The organism is Paenibacillus rubinfantis, from assembly GCF_001486505.1.
GTDB classification, from domain to species: Bacteria; Bacillota; Bacilli; order Paenibacillales; family Paenibacillaceae; genus Fontibacillus; species Fontibacillus rubinfantis.
This window is the reverse complement of the sequence record NZ_LN909062.1, coordinates 152,370-176,414: the sequence shown is the minus strand read 5'-3', so window position 1 is coordinate 176,414 and position 24,045 is coordinate 152,370. Positions and strand designations below refer to the sequence as shown.

Below are 24,045 nucleotides of genomic sequence, written 5' to 3'. Positions count from 1 at the left end.
GCCTATGCTGCATAGACGTAGCCCGTGGGACGGTGTGGTTATATTCGTGCTGGCTGTAGCAGCCGGTATTATGTTGCTGCCTTACGCCTGGATGGTTCTGTCTTCGTTAAAGAGCAACATGGAAATTATATCGGGAACGGGTGGCCTGATACCTAGCGAACCGAGTCTGGAGGGGTACCAAACGGTCTTCCGTGACGCTCCCTTTGTAACGTGGTTATTTAACAGCTTGATCACCTCGGTCATTATTACTGTAGCAACCTTGTTTACGAGCTCACTGACCGGTTATATCTTTGCCAAGCATCAATTCAAGGGAAAAAAGCTAGTGTTCATTTTAATACTGGCGACGATGATGATTCCGTTCCAAGTCATTATGATTCCAACCTATCTGATTACGGCGGAGTTGGGACTTGTCAACCATTTGATGGCGATTGTTTTGCCGAACTTGGTCAGCTCCTACGGTGTATTCCTTGCGAAGCAATATATTGAAGAAATTCCGCAGGAGTTGTTGGAAGCGGCCCGAATGGATGGAGCTAGCGAATTCGGACTCATGCTGCGTATTGTTACTCCGCTCATTCTGCCGATGCTGTCGGCCTTGGGGATATTTACGTTCATGAATTCCTGGAACAATTATCTATGGCCGCTGATCGTGTTAAATGATGAAAGCAAGATGACCGTTCCGCTCGCTTTGGTTTATTTTAATGGGACTCATATGGTTAATTACAACGTTGTTATGTCTGCGGCGGTTCTGATTACCGTACCGGTTATTATTGTGTTCCTGATCTTCCAAAAGCAATTTATCAAAGGCCTGACAATGACAGGCATGAAATAGGGGTGTGTAGAGATATGACGAAAATTTCTATTATCGGAGCTGGTAGTGGCTTTACTAGAGACATTGCAATGGATATTCTGATGATCGACGGCCTGGATGGAGGGACGATTGCTCTAGTCGATATCGATGAACGGCGGCTTGAGTTAGCGCGTAAGCTCGTGCTCAAGGTCGTGGAAATGACAGGCAAGAGCTGGAAAGTTATTGCCTCTACAGATCGCCGGAAGGTCATTGGCGGCTCCAGATTCATCATCAACCAGATTGAGGTTGGCGGGCTGGAGACCGTTCGTTATGAGTATGAAATTCCATTGAAGTATGGAGTTAATCAATGTATTGGGGATACGCTAGGCCCTGGCGGGCTGTTCAAGACATTGCGTACACTTCCAAGTTGGATCGAAATCGTGCGGGATGTTGAAGAATTGTGCCCGGATGGCATAATCCTCAACTACACCAATCCGATGTCAGCCGTGACGCTTCTGACCTCCCGTATCACTCAACTTCCGGTGGTCGGACTTTGCCACTCGATTCAAAATTCGTCAGCCCAATTGGCGGAATATGCCGGTATTCCTTATGAAGAGATGCACTGGAGAGCCGGAGGGATCAACCATATGTCCTGGTTTGTGGAGCTGAGCCACAACGGACAGGATTTGTATCCGGTTCTGTTAGAGAAGATCAAAGACCCCGAACTGCTGCGGCAGGATCCGGTACGCTTCGATGCCATGAAATATCTGGGCGCCTTCGTCTCAGAATCGAGCGGGCATTTCTCCGAGTACATTCCTTATTACCGCAAGCGTCAGTCGTTGATCGATGCACATTGCAACACGGGCTATAATGGGGCTACAGGCTTCTATGCAGACAATTGGCCGATTTGGCGTAAAGAGAATGATGAGGAGATCGTCGGCCAGCTAGAGGGGACTCTGCCGCTTCAGCTGCAGTCCAGCAATGAATATGCGGCGGTTATCATCGAAGCGGTATTAAAGAACGAACCGAAGGTCATCTACGGCAACGTTCCAAACCGTGGACTGATTGAGAACCTGTCGCCGGAGGGGGTAGTTGAGGTTGCTTGTCTGGTGGATCGCAAGGGGATCCAGCCAACCCGCTTTGGCAAACTTCCTGAGCATTTGGCGGCCCTGTGCCGCTCCAACATGGCCTTCTTTGACCTGGCTGTGGAGGCGGTGCTGCACGGTGACAAGGAAATGGCCCGCCATGCATTGATGGTTGATCCGTTGACGGCTGCGGTATGCTCACTGGAAGAAATCAGCCGGATGTTTGAAGAGTTATATGAGGCGGAACAGGGCTTTGTTCCGGTGCTGAAATAATGCGGCCCCCAGCGTTTTCGTTGGAGTCTCGGCCTCTTATCGTTGTCGCGGGCGAGCTTAATGTAGATATCATTGTGTCCGGCAGTGATGTGATGCCGGAATGGAACCGGGAGAAGCTGGTAGAAGGCTTTGAGGTGGTGCTCGGCTCCTCCTCCGCGATTACGGCCTGTGCGTTGGCTAGTCTAGGAGCGGACGTGCGGTTTGTCAGCGTTGTAGGCAATGACGACTTTGGACGGTTCTGTACGGATGAGCTGGAGCGTATGGGCGTGAACACCGAGCATGTGACCCGGCTTCCAGGGGTCAAGACCGGGGTGACGATGTCTTTCTCTACCCCTGCTGACCGCGGATTGCTGACCTACGCTGGGAGTATCCCGCGGCTTATACCCGAATATATTCCAACCGAGTTGTTGCGGGAGGCCCGCCATCTGCACTTTGGCTCCTACTATTTGCAGGATGGCATGAGGCCGCATTGGCTGGAGCTGTTTAAACGGCTCCGCGCGGATGGGGTCAGCACCTCCTTTGATACGGGTTGGGATGTCGCCAATCAGTGGGATCGTGATGGAATTAGCGCTTTGCTGGCGGCGACGGATTTATTTATTCCTAGCGAGGAGGAGTTGCTGCAAATTTTTCCCGCTGATCAGGTGGGGCACGTGCTTGTATCTGGTCTGCCCCCCGTAGCGGGAAGGGTAGCGGTCAAACAAGGCTCCCGAGGCGCGTCGCTGCGTGAATTAGACGGCACTGTGAACTGGGCTGCTTCCTACAAAGTGACTCCGATAGATACAACGGGGGCAGGGGATTGCTTCAATGCCGGAATAATCTATGGTTATCTGCTTGGGTTGAGCGGCGAGGCGCTGCTGCGCTTTGCCAATGCCTGCGGGGCGGTATCCACATTAGGAATCGGCGGTACAGGGAGCTTGCCTACCATTGAAACAGTAACTAAAATACAAACGAGACAAGTTTGATATATTGATGTTCGGTGGCCTTGGGAGCGTGATGAACCATTACTCCCAAGGCTATTTATTTTTCCTATTATCGGATAACCCGTGCACCAAGTGAAAGTGAATCATTAAGCCATACGCTACATACCCAAAAAGTGGAGCAAACAAGATTATATATAATGGTTTCTCGAGTAAATACCCTCTCCCTGCTAGTATCAATATACTAAGAAGAACAACCCAAATCGTCCTGCGGGAGGGGGTGAAATTTCTAAAGCCCGGGTAACGGATCGAACTGACCATGAGCAGGGATAACAGAAGAGAGGCGGCCAATAATCTAATGACGGGAATCGGTAATCCAACATAGGATCGCTTTACTTCGCTCTCAACATGAAATCTTGCCAGGCGCAAAGCACCGCAAACTGGGAACAGGATCGTGATCCCCTGGGTTAAAGAGCATCAGGAGTATTGCCGCAAATAAAGCTACTCATGATTATTTACCAAGGAACTATTCCATTCCGGTCCATAAAAGTACCTGTAGGTCCATTACCGTCAAGAGTTGCAAGCTTCACAATCACATCGGTACCCTCACTAACGGTTTGGTAGCCGCGATGTCCATTGAGGTCGGTTGCTGTCGGGCCGGGATCTGCGGCATTAATACGGATCTCGGGTAAAGCCTTGGCATATTGCACAGTCAGCATCGTAACTGCGGCTTTGGATGAGGAGTAAATCAAATCGTTTACCCGGGATTCAATCTTTTCAGGATTCGTTACCTGAGCAAAGGAACCTAATCCACTGCTGACATTAACGATAACAGGCGATGTTGATTTGTGTAGCAAGGGAAGAAAGGCTTGTGTCACACGAACAATCCCGAAGACATTGGTGTCATAAACGGTGCGGAAATCATCTGCAACTACATCAAGCGTGCCCTGGAGCCCCCTTGTTATTCCCGCATTATTGATAAGCACATCCAAATGTCCCTCATTTTGCTTCATTTCGGCGACTGCTTCATGTATAGATGCCTGATCGGTCACATCAAGCCGTACAAATTTTGCGCCAAGCTTGTCAGCGGATTCTTTGCCGCGTTCTACACTGCGAGCACCAATATACACAACGTGACCATATGCGATCAATCGTCGTGCGGTTTCGAAGCCCAGACCTTTGTTTCCGCCTGTAATTAAAGTAACTGTCAATTCAACCAACTCCTTATTTTGATGTGATGTGATAGCTCTATCACATAATAGCACAACGAATGTGATACGTCTATCACATGTTATGTTGTTGTGATATAATGTTGAAAAAGGGGATGTAAAACATGCAGAATGGCAAGCGAAATTATCATCATGGAAACTTAAAAGAAACGCTGATTCGAACCTCGCTTGAAATGATCTCAGAACATGGCATTCAAGGCTTTTCCGTGGCCAAAGTCGCCAAAAAAGCTGGAGTTGCTATTAGTGCCCCTTATCGTCATTTCCCGAATCGAGAAAGTTTGCTTGCGGAAACCGGGATCGTTTTTCTAACGGAACTCACATCGAGAATGCGGTCTGCAGCAACCGAAGCAGGTCATGATCGAATTGAGCGTGTGGCTTCTGTTGCAGGCGCCTATGTGCAGTATGCACTTGAACATAATGTCAGTTTTCAATTATTTGCCGCAGCCAGAGAATCCCAGCTAGCCGCATTCCATGAACGAAGTCGCGAGATGATCCAGTTTCTTTTTACGTTAACGCAGGAAGCCGTTCCTGAAGCGACTTGGAATGAACTGCTCGAGCTTATGGAGGCGCTGCTTGCTCTCGTTCAGGGATTTGCAGATATGTTCCATGAAGGGTATTTTTCCCAGCTGAATTTGACAAAGGAACAGATTACCAAACGTTCAGCCGTTGCAGCCAAAATGCTTATCAGCGGATGGAATTCATGCAAAAAGGATGAGGGGAAACCTTTATAATGATGGGGGAGTTGCTGGGTCACTTCACAATGCAAGTATTGACACATCGGCTATCGCCCCTTGGTTATCTAGATGTATAATTATGGAGGAAGCTTTCAGACACCAGTGACCCAGCCTAAGATAGAAGCTATCTAAGGCTGGGTTGTTTCGTGAATACAAGACCTTTAGGTGAAGTTCAAATTTGAATTGGAGGAGTAGCATGTGCTAAATAAGGAGAACTTATTGCTTATCACAGATTCAAATCAGTTCACGATGAGTGGTTATACATAGAAGAGAAATTCTGGTGGAATAAACAATCTAAGAAAGAGACTGCAAGAGTAAAAATTAGAACTGGAGGAATGACATTGGCTTCTCATAATGAAATTTATTTAAATCAGGCGGATGCCTATGAATTTATGATTAGTAAACAGCCAGAACTAGCTGGTATTGTGAACGAGGTAAGACCTTATAAAAATCTAGATGTTCTTGATCTAGGTGCTGGTTCAGGAAGACTCTCTTCTTTTATTGCTAAAGAAGCAAAATCATTGATTTGCACAGATCAATCATCATCGATGCTACAGTTACTGAATGACAAATTGAAGCAACAGGGCTTACCTCAATTATGGTCAACGATTGAAGCAGATCATCGAAATTTACCTATTCCTGATTCAACAATTGATTTGGTTGTATCCGGTTGGAGTATTTGTTATTTGGCTAATACGAACAATGAGAATTGGGAAGCAAATCTAGAAACAATTATGTCTGAACTTGAGCGTGTTCTCCGAAGTGACGGAACAATTATAATTTTTGAAACGATGGGAACTGGAACGGAGCTTCCGAACCCACCGAATTTCTTAACGTCTTATTATTCGGCTCTCAGTAATAAGTATAGGTTTAATCATCGCTGGATCCGAATGGATTATGATTTTAACAGTGTGGAAGAGGCAAGTGCACATACTCAGTTCTTCTTTGGTGAGGAACTTGCAAAGAAAATAGAAAATAACCAATGGGCCACTGTTCCGGAGTGCGCAGGGATATGGTGGAAACATCTGTAGTTATTTTAAAGGTGTCATATGACATATGGTAACATAACATTCACGCTGTGTTACTGGCTCTCCATGGTTTCGAAAGGGTGTATGATCATTGAACAAACTCTCCAAAATCATATTCGTAATATCACTTTTGTTTGGTGTATTAACTGGTTGTAAAGATGATACTATTGAACCGCGTGATTACAAGGGAAAACCATTAATCATTGGTGTTATAGGAGAACCTCCAGAAGTAAGGGGGAACAATGTGAACTTTGAAAAAATTACATTCAATCGATTAATGGAATTGCAGTCTCCCTTAGATTATGATGCTGTATTCATAACTAAGGAGAATCTATCTGAAGCAGCGGATCGAAAATATGCAAGAGCATATAAAACTTCAGGGATTCCCTTCTTTTTTATAGAGTCTAAGAAATCTTATATACCTTTTACGCAGGAAGAATTGTCTTATGAGGAAGCTCCAGATGTTTTATCTGATATGCATGTTACGGGTTATTTTCAAGAAGGGGAACAATTTCGAAGTTGGGGATATGGGTTATACAACGATAAATTAAATGAGGCAAATATTAAGAATGTTTACATTAGAATCTTTGAAACCGTAGAGTCGCTTTCGACACGGTAAGGATGTAGGAGAGTGAATTATGAAGGCAACACATATAACAAGCATATGTAGTTTAATAGTGGTGGAATATGAATAAAAGAATTTTCTTCTCACTATTACTATTGATTTCCGTTCTAACCGGATGCTCACAAGACAAAGCGGAAATGTTGAAGGGCAATTGGATAGCCGAATATGCGGATCAAAAAATTCAAACGAATGAAGAGTTAAGCCAATACAACTATTTAGAAGTCGGTTCCAATAGGATTCATATGAAAATCTTTACTTATCAGAATCAAGGAAATAGTTCTATTGATGAATATTAATGATTCGGGTGCTTTTTTATACAATATGAATCAGGAGGATAACCCTATTGAATCTTGAAATCAAACCTCTTATTCCTGCTCGGGTTGAAGATTTCTTTGACTTTTTCGATTATCGCGCATTTACTGACAATTCTCCAATGCAGCCGTGCTTCTGTTGCCGCCCTCAAATGACTCAAGAACAGGAGAAAACTGAACTATTTAAGTTCATTGAGGCGAACCCTGGAGTTATGCCTCGCGACATACCCGATTTCAGGTTGAAGCTTCGTGAAATTGCGGAAAAGCAAATTTTGGCCGGCGATTTACAGGGTTACTTGGCATATGAAAATGGAGTATCCATCGGTTGGTGTAATGCTAATAACAAGGAAAGTTATTCGACTCTAGGCATCGGTGAAGCGATTCGCAATGCGTCTAAAACAAGTCCCGATGAGAGCATTATATCTGTATTATGTTTTGAGATTGCTCCGAATTATCGCGGTAAAGGTATTGCCTCTGCTTTGTTAACTTATGTGTGTGAAGATGCGAAGGCAAAAGGCTTTGATGCGGTTGAGGGCTATCCTCAACTGCGTAACCAACGTGAAACTTTCGATTTCTTTGGTCCGGTTCGGCTGTTTGAAAGATGCGGGTTCATGAAAGTGGCGGAGCAAGGAGATGTTGCTATTATGAGGAAGAAGTTTTGAGAATATGAATTTGAAAGGATATGGAGCCATGTCTTTTTTTATCATCCTCATATTGGTTCTTGGTTTAGCTGGAATGATAGGAGGTCAGAATGTTGGACTCCGAAAAATGGAAAATCTTCAAAAATCGCTAGATGAGCTGAATCAAAAAGTAGAAGAGATAATGAATAGTAAGAAATACTAACTGTGACGTAACTCATTAATATTAGGAGATGAGTCATGTGCTTCCCTCTATAAAGGAAGGAGATATATGTATAGATTTAGGTAGATGTCATTATAGATGGATCTACTCTTATGGGGATTATTATTGTTTTATCAAAGAATACGATTATGCAGAACTACTTAAATCAAACTACAAAAGAATAATCCACTTTGGGCAAAGAAATACAGATTTAAAACACTTATTTTATTGCTTCCCCAAAGAAGTAGGAGAACTAATCAGGAGATTAGCTTATGAAGTTTATGGGGAGTCGAATTGGTCCAATAACGATAGAAAGAGACGTGGATTACCAGCAATAAGAATTAAGGAGTATACGAAAAAGAGAAACAGTAATAGGAACAATATGATTCCCGTAGAGTAACCTTAATAAGGGAAGGTTAACTGAGTATCACAGAACTTTAAAGGGGGGGACAGTATGGGGGCCATATTAACGAAAAAATTAACCTCGATGGAGGAGGCCGATCTATTGGATCGAGTCTTTTCCGAGCAATATAGATGGTATCGACCGGGAGAATACTTTAGGAATTGCCTAATAGAAAACATTTCGGGGAGTCGAATCACGTTAATTGCTTATTATGAAGGGCAACTTGCGGGTTGTTGTCACTTGCTTATTAATTCACAGTACCCCTTTTTCAAAGATCATCAAATCCCCGAGATAAATGATTTGAATGTATTTCCTGAGTTTCGGCGAAAGAAAATTGCAAGTGCCATGTTTGATGAGTTGGAAATCATTGCGGCCACATCCTCAAGATTTATTGGCCTGGGTGTAGGGCTATATAAAGATTATGGTCATGCTCAAAAAATGTATACCTCTCGAGGATATGTCATGGATGGCAATGGGATCACCTATAAGAATGTTCCGGTGGAACCGGGCAATTCAGTAATGGTGGATGACGATTTACTTCTATATTTGATCAAAGACTTAGAGGGCAATTTGTAGATCTGCTGGAGGAAGTATCGACTCATGGAAATATTCAAGCTTATTAAATCGAGATATCGGAAATAGCAGAAGATTGATCGAATAAGGAGATCCACAACCACCACCGAAAGGACTCGATCCATGAACAACATCAAACTAGTAAAACCTGATATAAGATATGAAAGAGAATACCTCTCCTTCTATCGGGAATGGAAAGAATCAGGTGAGGACATGGTCCCTTGGGTCATTAGTCAAGCTCCGAGTGATTTTCACGGCATGTTGAAGTTTCTATCGGATCATGAGCAAGGGATCGGTTTGCCTGAGGGCTGGGCGCCTGATTCCACGCGTTGGCTAATTAATGAGAAGGAACGAGTCCTAGGCGCAGTAAATATTAGACATCGGTTAACCGAGTTTCTATATCATGCGGGGGGACATATTGGCTACGGCATTCGGCCATCTGAAAGACAAAAAGGGTATGCCACTCTAATGTTAAAGCTGGCGCTTGATGAGGCCAGAGAGCTTGGGATTGATGAGGTGCTGGTGGTTTGCGATGCCGATAATATCGCTTCGGAGAAAACGATTCTTAATAACGGCGGCAAACGAGATCAAGACTTTGTTGAGGAAGATGGAAACGTCATTAGAAGGTATTGGATTAAGAACAACACGTAAGTGAGGCAACTTGATAAGCATCACAAAGCAGTATCCTGTAGAGGAAGACTGCTAACCCAAGCCCCAGCCGAAGATCCGAGTGATCTAAGGCCGGGGTTTTTTGCGATTCCATGAAATGAGACCGGCAAGAGGTGGGGGCTTTATGGAGCGCAATATTGTGCTATTGCGACGCAAAAATTACTATGGGAACCGTATTTTTCCCCCTTTAAGATAGAAATCAAAGATGTAAATGACTTCGAGTATCGCCGTTGGGGAGGAAAAGGAATGGAAATGAGGGATGATGATGTTCAAACTCCTGATTGTCGATGACGAGTTATTGATGCGTATGGGGATCCGTTCCATGGTCGAATGGGAAAAGCAGGGATTTGTTCTCGCCGGAGAAGCATCCAACGGAAAAGAAGCGCTTGATATGGCAAGGAGCATTCAGCCCGACTTGATCATTACAGATATCAAGATGCCTTTGATGGACGGATTGCAGTTGATACGCGAAGCCCAAAAAGTAGTTTCGGGCTGCAAGTTTGTGATTCTAAGCTATTTCAATGAGTTCAGTTATGCGAAAGAAGCGATGCAACTGGGAGCGGTCGATTATTTGATTAAGAATGAGATCACGCCTGCAGGATTGATCCAACTGCTGGAGGTCGTCCGGCAGAGGCTGTTGGATGACAGGGCTTCTTCCGGTAAAAGCGAACCATCGGTGGATTATTCGGAAAGTCTTTCGTACCTTAAAGAAAATTTGTTCAAGGACTGGATCAGCGGCTTGCTGGATGTTAGTGAAGCAGTGCTGAAGGCAGAACATCTCCATGTCCGCGTTCGTTCCGACGAATTACGGGTGATCAAGTTTCATCTGGACAACTTCGAACGGGTGCGTAAGAAATATGTGGAGAAGGACGAGAAACTGCTGCGCTTTTCCATTCTGAATATTTTGGAAGAGATGATCCCAAGAAAGTGGGACAAGGAGATCGTCATCGAAAGCTCCTCCGATTATTTGCTTATGATCAATACGGTTCAAAGTGAAGCCGCGCTAGCAGAGATCCATCATTTATGCAGGGACATCCAACAAGCGATGAAGGACTTTATGAACGTCACGTTTTCTGTTGGGGTTAGTTCCGTCATCAGGAACTTAAGCTGCTTGAGAACAGCTTACCGTGAAGCGAATCATGCTCTTCGAAACCGATTTTTTTGGGGGACCGGCCGAATTTTGTTTTATGAGAATCCTGAAATCAACAAACGTGAGGTGCGGGAAAGGCATATCTTCCGGATGGAGGAATGGAAGTCGGAATTTCGAAAGGCGTTGGACAGTCAGAAGAAGGAGAAACTGGAAGATGCCCTCCATGGGATTCGGCAAATACTGGTCTCTGAGCAAGCAAACGAACGCGAAATCCGGGAGTTCTACATGGGTTTAGCCGAAATCATCAGTACCGAAGGTTTCTCAAAATGTGTGTTTCGGCACTCCAAAGCGGAGATGCTCCCGTATGAAGCCGTGTTAGCCGCAGAGACCTGGGATGAGATCCACCAGATTGTACTGGAATATGCAAGTCAATGTATCGTGTTGGATTCTCCGTTACCGGAGAGAAGTTATGCGGACCTGGCGGCTGATTTGATCCACCGAAATTATGCCGAAGAGATTTCTCTCATTAGCGTCGCGAATCAGATCAACGTCAATCCCTCGTATCTCAGTCGGGTCTTTAAGCAGGAAAAAGGCGAGAATTTCATTTCGTACTTGACTCGAGTAAGAATGGAGCGAGCCAAATCCATACTGGAGAACCGAAGATTCAAAATATCGGAAGTCGCCGAAAAGGTCGGGTATCACAACTACCCCTATTTCAGCAAGATTTTCAAAAAAACAGTGGGGATGAGTCCTGAGGAATATCGCGGATAATCCATCGACTTTGCGTAGAAAGGGGTTGCAGTGTGAACTAATGGGAAAGCGCTTACCCTTTATGAGCATCAAATCGAAAATATTGATTATCTGTCTAACGGTCATCATCGTGCCGATCTTAGTGATGACGGTCATCTCCTATTTCTCCTCCCAGCATCTATTGGAACGAAAGTACACGGAATTGTTGATGGAGGTCGCCAAACAGACGAATATCCGAATCGACGAGTATTTTAAGGAAATCGAGAAAATATCACTTGTAACGACCTTTGGAATGAACAGCCTGAACAACTCAGCAGAGAAAAACTACCCGATCCAAGAGTTTCTACGTGACGACAGCGAACAGAACAAGAATGAAGTGTACGGTATGCTGATGAACTACATTTTGATGAAAGATCAAGAAATCTCTATCTACGTGTACAATCTGAATGGCGGACAAGATCTGATTGTTGGTACCAAAAAGCCCTATAACTATCATTATCGCCCGACCCAAGAAGAATGGTTTCAATTTTTTCAAGTTTCCACCAGCAAAATGATGATTCTTGATACTCACATTGACGGACAAACCCAGAACCATACGCTGGCCATCTCGCATGTTCGCAAGATTTTGGATACGGACAGCGGTACCTTGCTTGGCTTCATGGTCGTTAGCATTGATCTTGGCGTCATTGATATTGCCAGCAATCGGCTGCAAGAGTCGTTGCGGAAGCGATTCACGATCGTGGACGAATCCGACAATATCATTTATAACAATGATTTCTCGTTAATTGGCCAAAAATTCTCAGAAACGATTCGGCCCAAGGATACGGATCATCTTATCGTCGCTAGCCGCTTCGAACGCCAACGCTGGACGACCTATCTCTATATGCCAAAGAAGGAGTTATCGGCCGAGGGAAATCTTTTGCGACACAACCTCTACTTGCTGGCTACCCTCATGCTAATCTTCCTTGCAATCGTTTCGATCTTATTATCCACTGTGATCACCCATCCCCTTAAAAAACTGATGAGAAATATCCTGCTGGTCGAGAAAGGGCAGTTCGATCAGGTGAAGGAAATTCGTTCTCGCGACGAAATCGGGCATCTATCTACTCGGTTTCACCGAATGTCCCATGAATTAAAACGGCTTGTCGAACGGATTCAACAAGAGGAGAAGGACAAGGCTACGGTCGAAATACGCGCGTTGCAGTCCCAGATCAATCCGCATTTTCTTTACAATACCCTAGGATCTGTGAAGTGGATCGCCTCCATGCAGCAAGCGGACAAAATCGTGGAAATGACGGATGCGCTCATCGAGATGCTGTTTTATGCTGCCCGGTCCGAAGACGCTCTGGTTACGGTTCGCCAGGAACTCGATAATCTGCGTAACTATATGATCATCCAGAAGGTACGCTACTACAACCGAATTCAACTGGTCATTGAAGCGGACGAGGATACCCTCTATGAACAAATCCCTAAGCTGATCCTTCAACCGCTGGTGGAGAATGCGATTTTCCATGGTTTAGCATGGAAAGAGGAGGGCGGTACTGTCACGGTCATCGTCGAACGTTCGGACAGTGAGATTCGGATCGCCGTTCATGACAATGGTGTTGGCATGGACGAAGAAACGCTCCAGTCCCTTACTAAATCACTTACTCGCGGCAGAGATAGTGAAGCGAAGAACATTGGACTTTATAATGTGATGCGGCGCCTGAAGCTTCATTATGGAGAGCAACACGGATTGGAATTGGAGAGCAAGTGGGGGGAAGGCACTGCCATCCGCATGGTTCTACCGAAATTGAAAGAGAACTAAGGCGGCCATGGTTTTGCGATACATGGTTTTATCACTTTTTTTACTTTGCTTATATAAATTTGACTTCTTTGTAGATACATGGATGGCCCTACATGCGGAAAGTAAAGAATCCAACATCGAATGGTCAATTCCGTCGATTTCTTGCTACCGGGTGCTTCTTCTACAATAAAGGCGAAAGTATTTCATACTCATGAGGGGGTAAACATGAACAGAAAGCTAGTTTCCATTTTACTATCCTTATCCTTAGTTCTTGCATTGCTATCGGCCTGCGGTGATTCCGCAAACACGAGCAAAACCGCCGGAAGCGGAGAAGAACCCAAACAGGCAACGAATGAAAAGGGGGAGGTCGATTATGCGTTTGGCTCCTATGAAGAACCTGTCACCCTTCATACCGTTCGCGCCGAATATGCTTCTGCGCAATTTCCAAATGGCGACAACATGACCAAGAACATCTGGACGCGGGCGTATAAAGAGCGCTTCAACATTGACGTCGTGACGGATTGGGTAACCGACGAGTATGATACGAAATTAAATCTGGCAATCTCTTCCAAGAAGCTTCCTGATGTATTCCATGTGAATCCGACCCAATTGCAGCAATTGATTAAGGCGGATATGATCATGGATTTAACCGAAGTTTTCGATAAGTATGCCTCCGACCGTGTGAAGAGTTACATGGAAGCCGACCGCTCTAGTTATGAATCCGGAATGAAAGACGGGAAGTTATACGGGATTCCTCAAATGCACTGGGGGATCATCGATCAGCCGGATTACATCTGGATTCGCAATGATTGGAAAGAAGAACTCGGGTTGCCGGATCCGACGACGACCGAAGACATTAAGAATATCGCCCTTAAATTTAAAGAAGCTTATGGCGGCTTTGGCATTGCCGCGGATCAGACGCTCGATTATTTGAATCTTCTGGCGATTGGTTGGGGGGCCCACCCGGATATGTGGATCCCGGGAGAAGACGGAAAACTGGTCTACGGAACGGTCCAACCTGAGATGAAGGCGGCTCTCGCCGATTGGGCGGAATGGTATAAACTCGGTATCATTGATCCGGAATTTGCCATTAAAGACTTTAGTGCCATGAACGCAGGTGTGGTATCAGGCAAGTCGGGCATACAACCTTATTACCAATGGTGGGGATATAACCCGGGCGTAGACGTCGTCACCAACTTGGGTAAAGACGCGATATTCTATCCCTACAATATTCCGACCGTCGACGGCAAGCCAGCCACGCATTCCATTTTCTTTGCCAACGGAGTTTATACGGTAGTTAACAAGAACTGTAAAAATCCGGAGGCGGCGATTAAATTGCTCAATTTCTATGCTTCCATGCTAGATGAAGGATCACAGAAAGAGGACCCTGAAACTTTATCCGCCTTCTTGGATAACGACATTGCTCACGTCACGGGGGCATTTAAAATTATTAATCCGGAAACCGACTATACCCAGTTCGAGCATGTGAGTGAAGCACTGAAAACTAACGACACAAGTAAATTCACGACAAGCGGGATGTGGCAGAAGTATAACAACAGCGTAGAATTCAAGAAAAATGGGACTCCAGCCGCTACAGGTGATTTTCTTCAACAAGGCAGCCCAAAGCCTGCCTACGGCCTTGCCAAGTCCGTTCTTGACAACGAGCAGTATATCAAGACCGCGCTATGGGGCGCTCCGCCTGAGGTGCTCGTGAAGTATGGATCGACCTTGGACGATATTCTCACAGAAGGCTTTACCAAGATTATCATGGGGGCAGAGAGCATTGATTATTTCGATAAAGTAGTGGAGAACTGGCGGACAGCCGGCGGAAACGACGTAACTGAAGCTGTCAACGAAATGTACGGGCAACCCGCAAATTAATCCATTATGAAGAGAGGCGAGCCCTGCTCGCTTTCTTTTCCCATCAAGACGATTTGAACGGAGGACCAAGCATGCTCAACAAATTATGGCGGCAGCGAGCATTCCACTTCATGCTCATTCCGGGGGTTATTCTTGTTTTTATTTTCAGCTACTTGCCCTTTTACGGATTGATGATCTCCTTTCAAGACTATAATCCGGGGCTGGGCTTCAACTCCCCATGGGTGGGCATGGAGAATTTTGAACACGTCTTTCAACAGCCGAACTTCCTTAGAACGATCTGGAATACCCTGTACATGTCCTTCTTTAAAATGATCGGCGGCATCGTCGTGCCCGTCATCTTTGCCTTGCTGCTGAATGAAGTCGCTCGTACGTTTATCAAACGTACCTTCCAAACGTTGGTTTATCTGCCAAACTTCCTGTCATGGGTGATTATGGCCGGTATCATGATCGATATTCTGAGCTTAGAAGGGATCGTCAATTCGTTTCTTGGCTTGTTTGGTGCGGGACCCGTCTCTTTCCTAGGGGATCCCTCCATCTTTCCTTGGACGATGATTGTGACGGATATCTGGAAGGGATTTGGGTTTGGAACCGTCGTTTATTTAGCGGCCTTAACCAGTATTGACCCAGGTTTGTATGAAGCGGCGGTTATAGATGGAGCGAAACGTTGGAAGCAAACGCTCTATATCACACTACCATTGCTTGCTCCCACGATCGTGCTCATGTCTGTATTGTCTCTGAGCAATGTGTTAAATGCGGGATTCGACCAAATATTCAACCTGTATTCCCCTTCCGTATATGAATCCGGCGACATCATTGATACGTACGTTTATCGCCTCGGGATTCAGCAAGCGCAATATTCCGTAGGCACCGCAGTAGGTTTGTTTAAATCGGTTGTTTCCTGCGTAATGGTCGCCTTGTCCTATTTCTTGGCGGATCGGGTCGCCGGCTATCGAATTTTTTAACGGGGAAAGGGAGGCCATCCTATGATTTTAGACCGCAGTCCGGGACGTCGATTGTTCCAAGCGGTAAACTACTTGATTCTAATTTTAACGTCCCTGCTATGTATTCTGCCCTTCGTTAACCTGCTTGCGGTCTCTTTCAGCGGTAGTGCGGCTGTATCGGCGGGGGACGTCGCCTTTTGGCCGGTTGATTTCAATACGAAGGCATATGAGTTTGCAATCAAGGGCGGGGAGTTTTTTCAAGCTGTATGGGTGTCGGTCCAGCGCGTCCTGTTGGGGACGCTTGTGAATCTTGTCTTAATGGTGCTTACCGCGTACCCTCTGTCCAAAACTAAAGATAAAGTAGCGGGCCGCGGGCTCTATATGGGGTTCTTCGTGGTGACGATGCTGTTCAACGGGGGGCTTATTCCGAATTATCTAATTGTTGTTAAAGCGGGGTTGATCGATTCTCTTTGGTCCTTAATCCTCCCGGGGGCGCTTCCGGTTTTCAGCATGATTATTCTGATGAACTTCATTCGGGGATTGCCGGAAGAGATTGAGGAATCGGCCACGATCGATGGAGCGGGCCCTTTGCAGATTCTAATTCGAATTCTGCTGCCGGTCTTAAAGCCGGCTCTGGCTACCGTCGGTTTGTTCAGCATCGTGGGTCATTGGAATTCATGGTTTGACGGCATTATTTATATGAACGACACCGCCAATTATCCTCTGCAAAGTTATTTGCAGACGCTGTTGCTTAATTTCGAACAAATTATGCAGCGATCCAACAACGATTATACGCAGCTCTTGGCGATGATGAACGTAAGGACTGGGCGCGCAGCTCAATTATTCCTAGGGGCGCTCCCCATTTTAGCCGTCTATCCCTTCTTGCAGAAATACTTTACGAGCGGTCTGGTGCTCGGCAGTGTGAAGGCATGATGAACAAGGGGAACCACTCATCTAGGAATCCTTCCCCATAATGAACCCCCAGCCTTAGACAATAGCGGTCTAAGGCTGGGGGTCATAGAATATTAACTATTGTCTGATAACAAGAATGTCTCTAGGTGGTCTACCAGTGCTTTGGATTCGGGCAATTTCTGCGTTTGTCAGATTACGTCCAACTAGAATCAACGAAGTTGTGACGTTGTTGAAGTTAACACTGCCCAAGTTGGATACATTTTGGCTTCCCCGGAACACGCGGAAGGAACCTTGGAAGTTGGTTCTGGAGAACAAGACCAGTGTGACTTGGGAGCTGCGCACAACATTTCTGAGTCGGAAGCTTGAAAGCTCGTTGTTAAACCGGAACGCTCCAAGATCGCGAATTGCAACTCCACCACGTCTGAGGAGAATCCGACGACCCGAAAAATTAGTGCCTGACCATAGTGCAAGGCGTACATCTCTGTTTGGCAACTATATCACTCCTTTGTTTGAAGGTTGATATAGCATATTGCAGTCTATTAGATTCGGTGTAGACCAATAGAGTAGGAAGATCGTTTGATTTTGCTAGATTCTGTTCAAGACATATTGTTGTATAATCATGGAAGAAGCTCAGACAACAAACGCTCCAGCCAAAGATAAGAGCTATCTTGGGCTGGGGCGTTTTTTTGGAATATGGTAAAGAGCTACTAAGACTTATCCAGCAATATGTGTTTGTGAAAATGCAGGCCCACAACTAGGTTTTCAAATCGAAGGGAAATTACGGGAGTGTATAAAAACCTCGGATGGTTATGACTCATTGTTCATAATGAGCCTCTTGAAGAGAGAGTATGAGAGTTTGTTCAAAGAACCACAACTCAAGTAAAAGGAGATGACCCCATGCCCTTACCCATGGTTCATTTAAGTGTTGCGGTCGCGTATGCAGAAATACAGGGAATGAAGGATCCGATGGGTACCTTTTATCTTGGCAATCTTGCTCCGGATGCGATGCATATGAGAGAGGGGATCACGAAGGAGGATAAACCAAGGACTCACTTTTTCCCAAGCGAACCCGGAGATTATTTGTCTAGGTTGAAGAAGCGTTACCACATCCTGATAAATCAAAGGGAAGAAAGGGATTGGACGTGGTTTGTTCGAGGATACATGATGCACCTGATGACAGATGATCTTTGGTTTCGTGAGTTATATCCCGCGTTTGTGGAGCAGAACCAGAACTTGGGTCGAACCAACGATGAAATCCGCACGTTATATTATAGGGAAACGGATCAAGCGGACTTTGATATTTATAATGGGAAGCCATGGAGAACGGAAGTATGGGACGTATTGAAGGACGTTAGATCGTATGACTTTAGTGATTTGTTAACTTCAAGTGAGATCTTGCGTTGGAGAGATCGGACATTTTCGTTTTTTACGGATCCGCAGAAGGAGCCTAAGATTACTCCTCATTTCTTTACCGATGAAGTCATCAGTTCTTTTGTGGATCGAGCCGCCAACCAATTGGGCGTGATATTCGAGGAATGGGATTCTCATCCTAATTAAAGAAAGTTGACAGGAGAGTGGACATGTCGAATAAAAAATACTGGCTGGATAAAAGATACTGGATTCTTCTCCCCATCTTTTTGGTCATCGGATTATTGCTCTTTGTCTATGTACCTGCAGAACACCGGAAACTTATACTACTGGTTCCCCTTGCGTTTTGGCCGATTTATTATACCTGGAGGCATCTAGATAGAGTTCGCCAATCTAAAGAGAATCGATAAGCGACAGCCAAAAGCCCCAGAGGCTCAGATGAATGTCATCTAAGCTCCTGGGGTTTTTGTTATTTCCGCTTTTAATCGTTCGAACCATTCCAGGTTAACCAAGTGATGGGATCGGGAGTTTTCGTTCATACGGCGGTAGTAATCGATCGTGCCCGGAACCTCCTGCGTGTTGGACAAGTATTCATCCAGGTGAGCGAGTCGGGATATCGTCTGATCGATTTGCGATTCAATCAGCTCCAGCAGCTTGTCTTTGTCATATTCATCAGCAAACAGCAGCGCTCCATAAAATTGCAGGTTCACGTACTCCGATTTGGTGCCGTATTGGACCATTAACTTTTCGAATTCATCCCTTCCGGAGGGGGTGATTTTGAAGTTTCGAGTCTCACGTCCGCTGGTTGAGGACTCTTGCTGGATCTGTTCGATCCAACCTCTCTCTTCAAGCTGCTGCAGATTGTAATAAAACGATCCCTTGGTGAAGTTCACGATGTATTTGTAATGGCGTTGTTCCATGAGGGCTAACAGCTCGTAGCCGTGAGCACCGGGATTCTGGATCAGTAAGCCAAGGATCAATAAGGGAATCAAGGCATCATCACCTTCGCCATCATTGCCTCGAATTCTGCGTAGGTGATTTTCCCCAATGCCAAATCCATGCTATGGAGGTAAATCTGTTCGTTTTTCGAATAGTTACGCTCCACGTTCAGCGACTGCTCTTCTCCCGGAAGGGGCTCCAGGACATGACGTTTTTTCGAAAAAGCCTCAAAATACCGGTAGCCAAATTTACGCTGCGAAACTGCATCGATGTGAATCCCATCCGGATTTGCGGTTAATTCCGCCGCCGATACAAAATAACAATTTGGATGCGTATTGGCATAATGCTGTAATTGCTCATTAACTTGTTGATATTCCGTCGCGTGCTGACCAAAGCCGGTTTTTCCTAAGAAATCCCCAAGCCCGCCAAGGATCAGCGGCACTTCATCATTAAGATTCAACTCGCTTCTCAAGGTCTCGATGATGAAGGTTAATTTCTCGTAGTACGTTTCATGGAGCGAACCATAACTATCACTTTCTCCCTGATGCCAAAGAATCCCGCAGATTTGACTCGACTGCAGAGCGAAGCGGGCTTCGGACAAGGCATGCTGAAACAGGGTGCCTTCCGGATGCCAATCCTTTAAGGAGCTGCCCCCTTCGGCGCAAGGAATCAACCCGATTTCCTCATCGGGATGGGCCTTCGACCAGGCAGCGGCAAATGACGCCGCCAGGCTTACGCCAGAGACCGGACGGTCGTAATTGATTGGCTCCGTCATCATCTGCCACTGCCCGTTGCGCAGCATTTTGATTTTCTCATTATAGATCGGATCAACTTCATGCAAATATCCACGGCCCGCCATATTCGACTGACCCAACATTAAAAATGACTTAATCATCAGCTTAACTCCTTTATCTCACTTCAGTAGTCTAATTAGACTATTGTTAGCTTATAACATACTAGGGCAATAGTCAAATGAACGCGGAGAATATCGCATTTGCGCAATCAGTTGTATAATGGTGGAAATAGCCTAGACACCAAACGACCCAGCCTAAGATAAAAGCGATCTAAGGTTGGGTTGTTTTGTGTATAAGAAGGCGTTATCCGCTGCGATTAATCATGATGAGATCGTGATGAGAAAATCCAATGAACCTACGGTGGTGATCTGATGGAGGAATGTATCTTTTGTAGGGCCCCATTCATGTGAAAAGGTAAAGGAGGGTTTGGTGTGATGCAAGAAAAAGCAACCGCAAAATATCACGTGTTGGCTCGAGGAGTAATCCGATCGGATCACCATCTCCTGGTAGCTCATTGTAAAGGGATGGATCATACATTTTTGAGAAAGCTGATGCATAACTATATTTCCCGCAACGAAGGTCCCTACTTTGAAAGTACCCTTGAAGAAGCTTGAAAAAGTATATCGAAATCGGGGTCGGGAACACGTGGTTGATTCGAACGGAAATCGAGCACGAAGATGGGACCGAGACGGAAATGAAAGGAATCGTAACACCTTTTAAATTGAAATCGGTTTATTTGAGAGTTTGGATCAGAAGGAGAGTTTTGATTCTTGATCTGAGAGAAGGCGTAAAGCTTCAGACCAAGAGGAATAGTAACTTTAAGATCCTGCTTGGATTTTATGGCGAATGATACATGAAGGAGTTACGTATTTCTAAGGGAGGCTGTTTGATGGTTCATCATCTTCTTGCAAAGGGAGTATGCATTACCGAGATTCACGATGAGGCCCAAGAGATCGTTGAACGATGGGATTGATCGGAAAGAATGAAGTGTATATGATGTATCAAAATTCGCCGGGGATCTTACGCTGCAAATACGTGAATGGGCTAGTGTCTTCTGATTTCGATCATGAACAAGACATATATATTTTTGGAAAGTGATTTCAATCCATTGAGCATATCCAATGATCAACAATAGAATTGAGGGATAAAGATCATGCTTCAATCCAACGTCCACATCGCACTAGTTGTTAAGGATTATGATGAGGCCATAGACTTTTATACGGATTTATATGGTAATCTGTGGGATCTACTGCAGCTTAAAGAAGATCATCCCATGATGAAACGTATGAAATAAGGGGTGGGATCAAGATCAGTATAAAGCGAATTTGTTCTATTCACATAAGGAGGTTATCCAATGACTAAATGGGAGTATAAAACCATCAAGGTGAAGACCGGAGGATTTATGGGTGGGAAAGTAGATGAGACGGAGTTTGAGAGTGAATTAAACCATTATGGACAATACGGATGGGAAGTGGTGTCCTGTTTCGACACAAGTTATGGTCAAGGGACATCTAGAGAAGTAATCGTTGTTTTTAAGAGACCCGTGGCGGATTGATAATAACCCCGAAAGTCAGTAATAAGTTTGGAGGGATTTCTATATTGGAAGGTCACGATTGGTAGATTTGTGTTTTTTGCCTTTGCTGTCATAGGTGATCCATTCTCCTACAGGTTCGCGGAGTTCTATTATAAGTACCCGCATGGGGATGAGGTATATAACGCTATAGCCGTTTAAGAGGCGGTAAATGTCCATGGTACACCAACCATTAACGATGATGAAGGCCTGGAATTAAAGTATTTCTCGCTGGACGAGCCGATCGATAACTTAAACTCAAACAGCTATAGGATTTTGAAAAAAGCGGGATATATCCGAAAATGGTAAAAGGGGAGGAGGGCTTCCAATGAACCAACCGTGGTCAGAGCAAATGCCAGCTGTTCAGTTTCGCGTGGCACGCCCGACGCATCAGATGGATAAGATCATCGAGTTCTATTCGATAGGACTTGGACTGGAAATCGTAGGTTCCTTCGCAAAACATGAAGGTTATGACGGGGTGATGTTTGGTTTGCCGGGTGTCGATTATCATCTGGAGTTTACGCAGCAGGTGGACGCTGTTCCGGTGTTCCCTCCCTCCAGAGACAATTTGTTGGTATTCTACATTCCGGATAGAAGCGCCAGGGATGAAATCGTCGCGCGACTAAACTCCATGGGCTATCCTGAAGTTGAACCTGAAAATCCTTATTGGAAACAACAGGGTATCACCGTATGCGACCCGGACGGTTGGAGGGTCGTCTTGCAGAACACGGCGGGAATCTAGCAGGATACTTGGAATGGAATTGCGGCTTTCCGAACTTGCTGTTATACTTTTGCCTATAAAATGGAATTGGGGGTTTTACAGATGGCAATTCGCGATTGCTCATTTGCTAGGAAGTCCTCATGCAAAGCCTGATCTAGGGCGATACTTTGCGTGGGGTGCGAGAGGATGAATTCGATCGCCCAAACTTAACTTTATCGTTTCTAATAACAGGCTTTGCACCTTATCGATTTGAGGGTACATCACAAATAAGGGGCTGAAAGCTATGAGTACACCATTTATTAGAAACCACCAGTATAACGTGATCAAGAAACAAGCGGAATTTCTTCAGAGAACACTGCGTACCGTCGCGGATCGAAGCGTTCTGGAGACCGTAAGGTTTAGTGCCGTTACGAAGATTGTTGAGGCCTTTCCGATGCTGACGGAGGAGCAGAAGCAGATGCTGGGTCAAATCGCTTCCTTCGAGACGGCTTACGATTTCCAAAGGTATCTTGGCGCATTAGAAGGATATCTGGAGCCTTTTCCGCCGATTACGGCGAAGCAGATTGAGAAGCTATTCCCTAAAAATAAGAAACTGAAAGTACCGGATCTCGCCTCCATCGACTTTCGTTACGTGACGTACTTGAGTTGGGTAGATATCGCGTCGAACAAGCTGTTTATCGTCTATCCGCATGAAGGTCGGTTTGTCGGCATCGAAGGACGGATAACGCCGACCAACAAGAAAGGGTATTGCTTGTTCTGCAATCGGCATCAGGAGCTTGCTTTTTTCTCGGTCAAAACCAAATCCGCCAATGCTTCGCCGGATAACTTCTCCATGTACGGGCATTATGTCTGCCTGGAGAACCAGGGCTGCAACCACAGCATTACGGATACGGGAGCCTTGGAGAGGTTCTTGCTTTCGGTAGGAAAATAAATATGGAGAGAAGAAGATCACCGTTATACGGTGGTCTTCTTTTTGCTTTTGCAAGGATTGTAGGTGCTCAGGCATTGGAGTAAAATGGAAGCGAAACCAAGGTGATAACGGAACAATTAAAATGACTTGAGGGAGGCACTCTCAATGAAAAAAGCACTTAAGGTTATGCTGTTGCTATCATTTATATTTGTTTGCTTGGTTCAGCCTGTGTCGGCTGCAACCAAAACGGTTAAACTCAAGGTGACCCTCGTTAGCGTCGAACTGGTTGAGAACGATCATGTCGGCAACGAGTGGTATACAGCTGCATCGGTGAATGGGAAAGAAATTGAGGAAGGATCGACCGTCAGTCTTAGCCTCAAATCAACGGAGAGTCTCAAGCTAAAAGCGTATGTGGAAGAGCAGGATAAAGTCCCGGACAGCGGTTCAGCCAACGCTTCGATTAAGGTGTCCGCTGTGACCAAGGACATTCATAAGGCATTAAAGGTTAAAGTTACAGAAAATCGGGGGAGATACTCCGGGAACACCGCAGAGTGGAAATTTACGTTTAAGGTGCAAAAATAGAATACAAGTGAAGGGGCCCCCCAACCGTCGGGAAGCCCCTTTTTCATGCGCTCTTCTAGCCTCAGGCCCGCTCCCTTACCGCCCACTGTGCCGCACTCCGCGGGTTCTTCTTGTACTCGTTAGGTGTCACCCCGACCTCCTGCTTGAACAGCTTGGAGTAATAGGAGTAGTTGGCGTAACCGACCTGGTTCGCCACGGCGTACACGGACAGTTTGGACGTTTCGAGCAACTGCTTGGCGACGGAGATGCGAACCTGAGACGGCGTTGGTCGATGGGACAGGGTCCCAGGCAGGTATGGTTACCCGTGATGGAGAATATAGCGTATAT

28 protein-coding genes are annotated in these 24,045 nt (G+C 45.5%); 23 read left to right on the top strand and 5 right to left on the bottom strand.

The window, feature by feature from the left end; translation table 11 throughout:
- Positions 1-4 precede the first annotated feature (4 nt).
- Genes BN3277_RS04210 through BN3277_RS04200 form a run of 3 tightly spaced genes read left to right on the top strand, consistent with a single transcriptional unit; the run spans position 5 to position 3,107 of the window.
- Complete coding sequence (locus tag BN3277_RS04210) at positions 5-829, top strand: carbohydrate ABC transporter permease (protein WP_187380029.1); 825 nt, start codon at positions 5-7, stop codon at positions 827-829.
- A gap of 14 nt (positions 830-843) precedes the next feature.
- A complete protein-coding gene (gene melA / locus BN3277_RS04205) occupies positions 844-2,145 on the top strand; it encodes an alpha-galactosidase (protein WP_059041043.1) in 1,302 nt (433 codons plus the stop codon).
- Positions 2,145-3,107 (top strand): carbohydrate kinase family protein, encoded by a 963-nt coding sequence (locus BN3277_RS04200; RefSeq protein ID WP_059041042.1) that lies wholly within the window; start codon positions 2,145-2,147, stop codon positions 3,105-3,107. Before melA ends, BN3277_RS04200 begins: the two co-directional genes overlap by 1 nt.
- A 470-nt stretch (positions 3,108-3,577) precedes the next feature.
- Here the strand turns inward: BN3277_RS04200 and BN3277_RS04195 are convergent, their stop codons facing one another.
- Positions 3,578-4,273: an SDR family NAD(P)-dependent oxidoreductase gene (locus BN3277_RS04195; protein ID WP_059041041.1), complete on the bottom strand. Its 696-nt coding sequence runs from the start codon at positions 4,271-4,273 to the stop codon at positions 3,578-3,580.
- Positions 4,274-4,395: 122 nt separating this feature from the next.
- Between BN3277_RS04195 and BN3277_RS04190 the strand changes: the two genes are divergently transcribed.
- The 12 genes from BN3277_RS04190 to BN3277_RS04135 all read left to right on the top strand — a co-directional run bounded on the left by BN3277_RS04190 (position 4,396) and on the right by BN3277_RS04135 (position 16,855).
- Positions 4,396-5,022, top strand: coding sequence for a TetR/AcrR family transcriptional regulator (locus tag BN3277_RS04190; RefSeq protein ID WP_059041040.1), 627 nt, complete (start codon positions 4,396-4,398; stop codon positions 5,020-5,022).
- A gap of 338 nt (positions 5,023-5,360) precedes the next feature.
- The gene (locus tag BN3277_RS04185; protein ID WP_059041039.1) at positions 5,361-6,056 is read left to right on the top strand and encodes a class I SAM-dependent methyltransferase; all 696 of its coding nucleotides are present in this window, start codon (positions 5,361-5,363) and stop codon (positions 6,054-6,056) included.
- Between the two features lie 88 nt (positions 6,057-6,144).
- Positions 6,145-6,672 carry a hypothetical protein gene (locus tag BN3277_RS04180; RefSeq protein ID WP_059041038.1) on the top strand — a complete coding sequence of 176 codons (528 nt, stop codon included), beginning with the start codon at positions 6,145-6,147 and terminating at the stop codon, positions 6,670-6,672.
- A 349-nt stretch (positions 6,673-7,021) separates the two neighbouring features.
- Complete coding sequence (locus BN3277_RS04170) at positions 7,022-7,651, top strand: GNAT family N-acetyltransferase (RefSeq protein ID WP_059041036.1); 630 nt, start codon at positions 7,022-7,024, stop codon at positions 7,649-7,651.
- 4 nt (positions 7,652-7,655) lie between these two features.
- Positions 7,656-7,832, top strand: a complete 177-nt coding sequence (locus BN3277_RS25440; protein WP_157688681.1) for a hypothetical protein — start codon at positions 7,656-7,658, stop codon at positions 7,830-7,832.
- A gap of 451 nt (positions 7,833-8,283) precedes the next feature.
- Positions 8,284-8,808, top strand: a complete 525-nt coding sequence (locus BN3277_RS04165; RefSeq protein ID WP_082691305.1) for a GNAT family N-acetyltransferase — start codon at positions 8,284-8,286, stop codon at positions 8,806-8,808.
- Positions 8,809-8,928: 120 nt separating this feature from the next.
- A complete protein-coding gene (locus BN3277_RS04160) occupies positions 8,929-9,456 on the top strand; it encodes a GNAT family N-acetyltransferase (protein ID WP_059041035.1) in 528 nt (175 codons plus the stop codon).
- A gap of 277 nt (positions 9,457-9,733) precedes the next feature.
- Positions 9,734-11,335 (top strand): response regulator, encoded by a 1,602-nt coding sequence (locus tag BN3277_RS04155; RefSeq protein WP_059041034.1) that lies wholly within the window; start codon positions 9,734-9,736, stop codon positions 11,333-11,335.
- A 61-nt stretch (positions 11,336-11,396) separates the two neighbouring features.
- Positions 11,397-13,121 (top strand): cache domain-containing sensor histidine kinase, encoded by a 1,725-nt coding sequence (locus BN3277_RS04150; protein ID WP_232436324.1) that lies wholly within the window; start codon positions 11,397-11,399, stop codon positions 13,119-13,121.
- Positions 13,122-13,241: 120 nt separating this feature from the next.
- A complete protein-coding gene (locus BN3277_RS04145) occupies positions 13,242-14,981 on the top strand; it encodes an extracellular solute-binding protein (protein WP_082691304.1) in 1,740 nt (579 codons plus the stop codon).
- A 71-nt stretch (positions 14,982-15,052) separates the two neighbouring features.
- Complete coding sequence (locus tag BN3277_RS04140) at positions 15,053-15,943, top strand: ABC transporter permease (protein ID WP_059041031.1); 891 nt, start codon at positions 15,053-15,055, stop codon at positions 15,941-15,943.
- Positions 15,944-15,964: 21 nt separating this feature from the next.
- Positions 15,965-16,855, top strand: coding sequence for a carbohydrate ABC transporter permease (locus tag BN3277_RS04135; RefSeq protein ID WP_059041030.1), 891 nt, complete (start codon positions 15,965-15,967; stop codon positions 16,853-16,855).
- A gap of 96 nt (positions 16,856-16,951) precedes the next feature.
- Here the strand turns inward: BN3277_RS04135 and BN3277_RS26375 are convergent, their stop codons facing one another.
- Positions 16,952-17,326: a hypothetical protein gene (locus tag BN3277_RS26375; protein ID WP_082691303.1), complete on the bottom strand. Its 375-nt coding sequence runs from the start codon at positions 17,324-17,326 to the stop codon at positions 16,952-16,954.
- Positions 17,327-17,731: 405 nt separating this feature from the next.
- Here BN3277_RS26375 and BN3277_RS04130 point away from each other — a divergent pair, with 405 nt between their 5' ends.
- Positions 17,732-18,391 (top strand): hypothetical protein, encoded by a 660-nt coding sequence (locus BN3277_RS04130; RefSeq protein WP_059041029.1) that lies wholly within the window; start codon positions 17,732-17,734, stop codon positions 18,389-18,391.
- A 260-nt stretch (positions 18,392-18,651) separates the two neighbouring features.
- Here the strand turns inward: BN3277_RS04130 and BN3277_RS04120 are convergent, their stop codons facing one another.
- Both BN3277_RS04120 and BN3277_RS04115 read right to left on the bottom strand, forming a co-directional pair.
- Complete coding sequence (locus BN3277_RS04120) at positions 18,652-19,194, bottom strand: PadR family transcriptional regulator (RefSeq protein ID WP_059041027.1); 543 nt, start codon at positions 19,192-19,194, stop codon at positions 18,652-18,654.
- Positions 19,191-20,036 carry a sialate O-acetylesterase gene (locus BN3277_RS04115; RefSeq protein ID WP_059041026.1) on the bottom strand — a complete coding sequence of 282 codons (846 nt, stop codon included), beginning with the start codon at positions 20,034-20,036 and terminating at the stop codon, positions 19,191-19,193. Before BN3277_RS04115 ends, BN3277_RS04120 begins: the two co-directional genes overlap by 4 nt.
- Before the next feature lie 333 nt (positions 20,037-20,369).
- On the opposite strand from BN3277_RS04115, the gene BN3277_RS04110 reads away from it, so the two are divergent.
- From BN3277_RS04110 to BN3277_RS04085, 7 genes are all read left to right on the top strand, one after another.
- Positions 20,370-20,549, top strand: a complete 180-nt coding sequence (locus tag BN3277_RS04110; RefSeq protein WP_059041025.1) for a hypothetical protein — start codon at positions 20,370-20,372, stop codon at positions 20,547-20,549.
- A complete protein-coding gene (locus BN3277_RS04105) occupies positions 20,546-20,785 on the top strand; it encodes a DUF3977 family protein (RefSeq protein WP_059041024.1) in 240 nt (79 codons plus the stop codon). The genes BN3277_RS04110 and BN3277_RS04105 overlap by 4 nt, the downstream gene beginning before the upstream one ends.
- Positions 20,786-21,088: 303 nt before the next feature.
- Positions 21,089-21,229 (top strand): VOC family protein, encoded by a 141-nt coding sequence (locus BN3277_RS26280; protein ID WP_330981632.1) that lies wholly within the window; start codon positions 21,089-21,091, stop codon positions 21,227-21,229.
- A gap of 60 nt (positions 21,230-21,289) precedes the next feature.
- Entirely contained in the window at positions 21,290-21,490 is a 201-nt protein-coding gene (locus tag BN3277_RS04100; protein WP_059041023.1) for a DUF4177 domain-containing protein, read from the top strand.
- Between the two features lie 343 nt (positions 21,491-21,833).
- Positions 21,834-22,247 carry a VOC family protein gene (locus BN3277_RS04095; RefSeq protein ID WP_059041022.1) on the top strand — a complete coding sequence of 138 codons (414 nt, stop codon included), beginning with the start codon at positions 21,834-21,836 and terminating at the stop codon, positions 22,245-22,247.
- Between the two features lie 262 nt (positions 22,248-22,509).
- Positions 22,510-23,157: a FusB/FusC family EF-G-binding protein gene (locus BN3277_RS04090; RefSeq protein ID WP_059041021.1), complete on the top strand. Its 648-nt coding sequence runs from the start codon at positions 22,510-22,512 to the stop codon at positions 23,155-23,157.
- Between the two features lie 144 nt (positions 23,158-23,301).
- Positions 23,302-23,718: a hypothetical protein gene (locus tag BN3277_RS04085; protein WP_059041020.1), complete on the top strand. Its 417-nt coding sequence runs from the start codon at positions 23,302-23,304 to the stop codon at positions 23,716-23,718.
- Between the two features lie 61 nt (positions 23,719-23,779).
- On the opposite strand, the gene BN3277_RS24860 is transcribed toward BN3277_RS04085, so the two are convergent.
- A complete protein-coding gene (locus tag BN3277_RS24860; protein ID WP_316244804.1) occupies positions 23,780-23,965 on the bottom strand; it encodes a helix-turn-helix domain-containing protein in 186 nt (61 codons plus the stop codon).
- Positions 23,966-24,045: the final 80 nt, after the last annotated feature.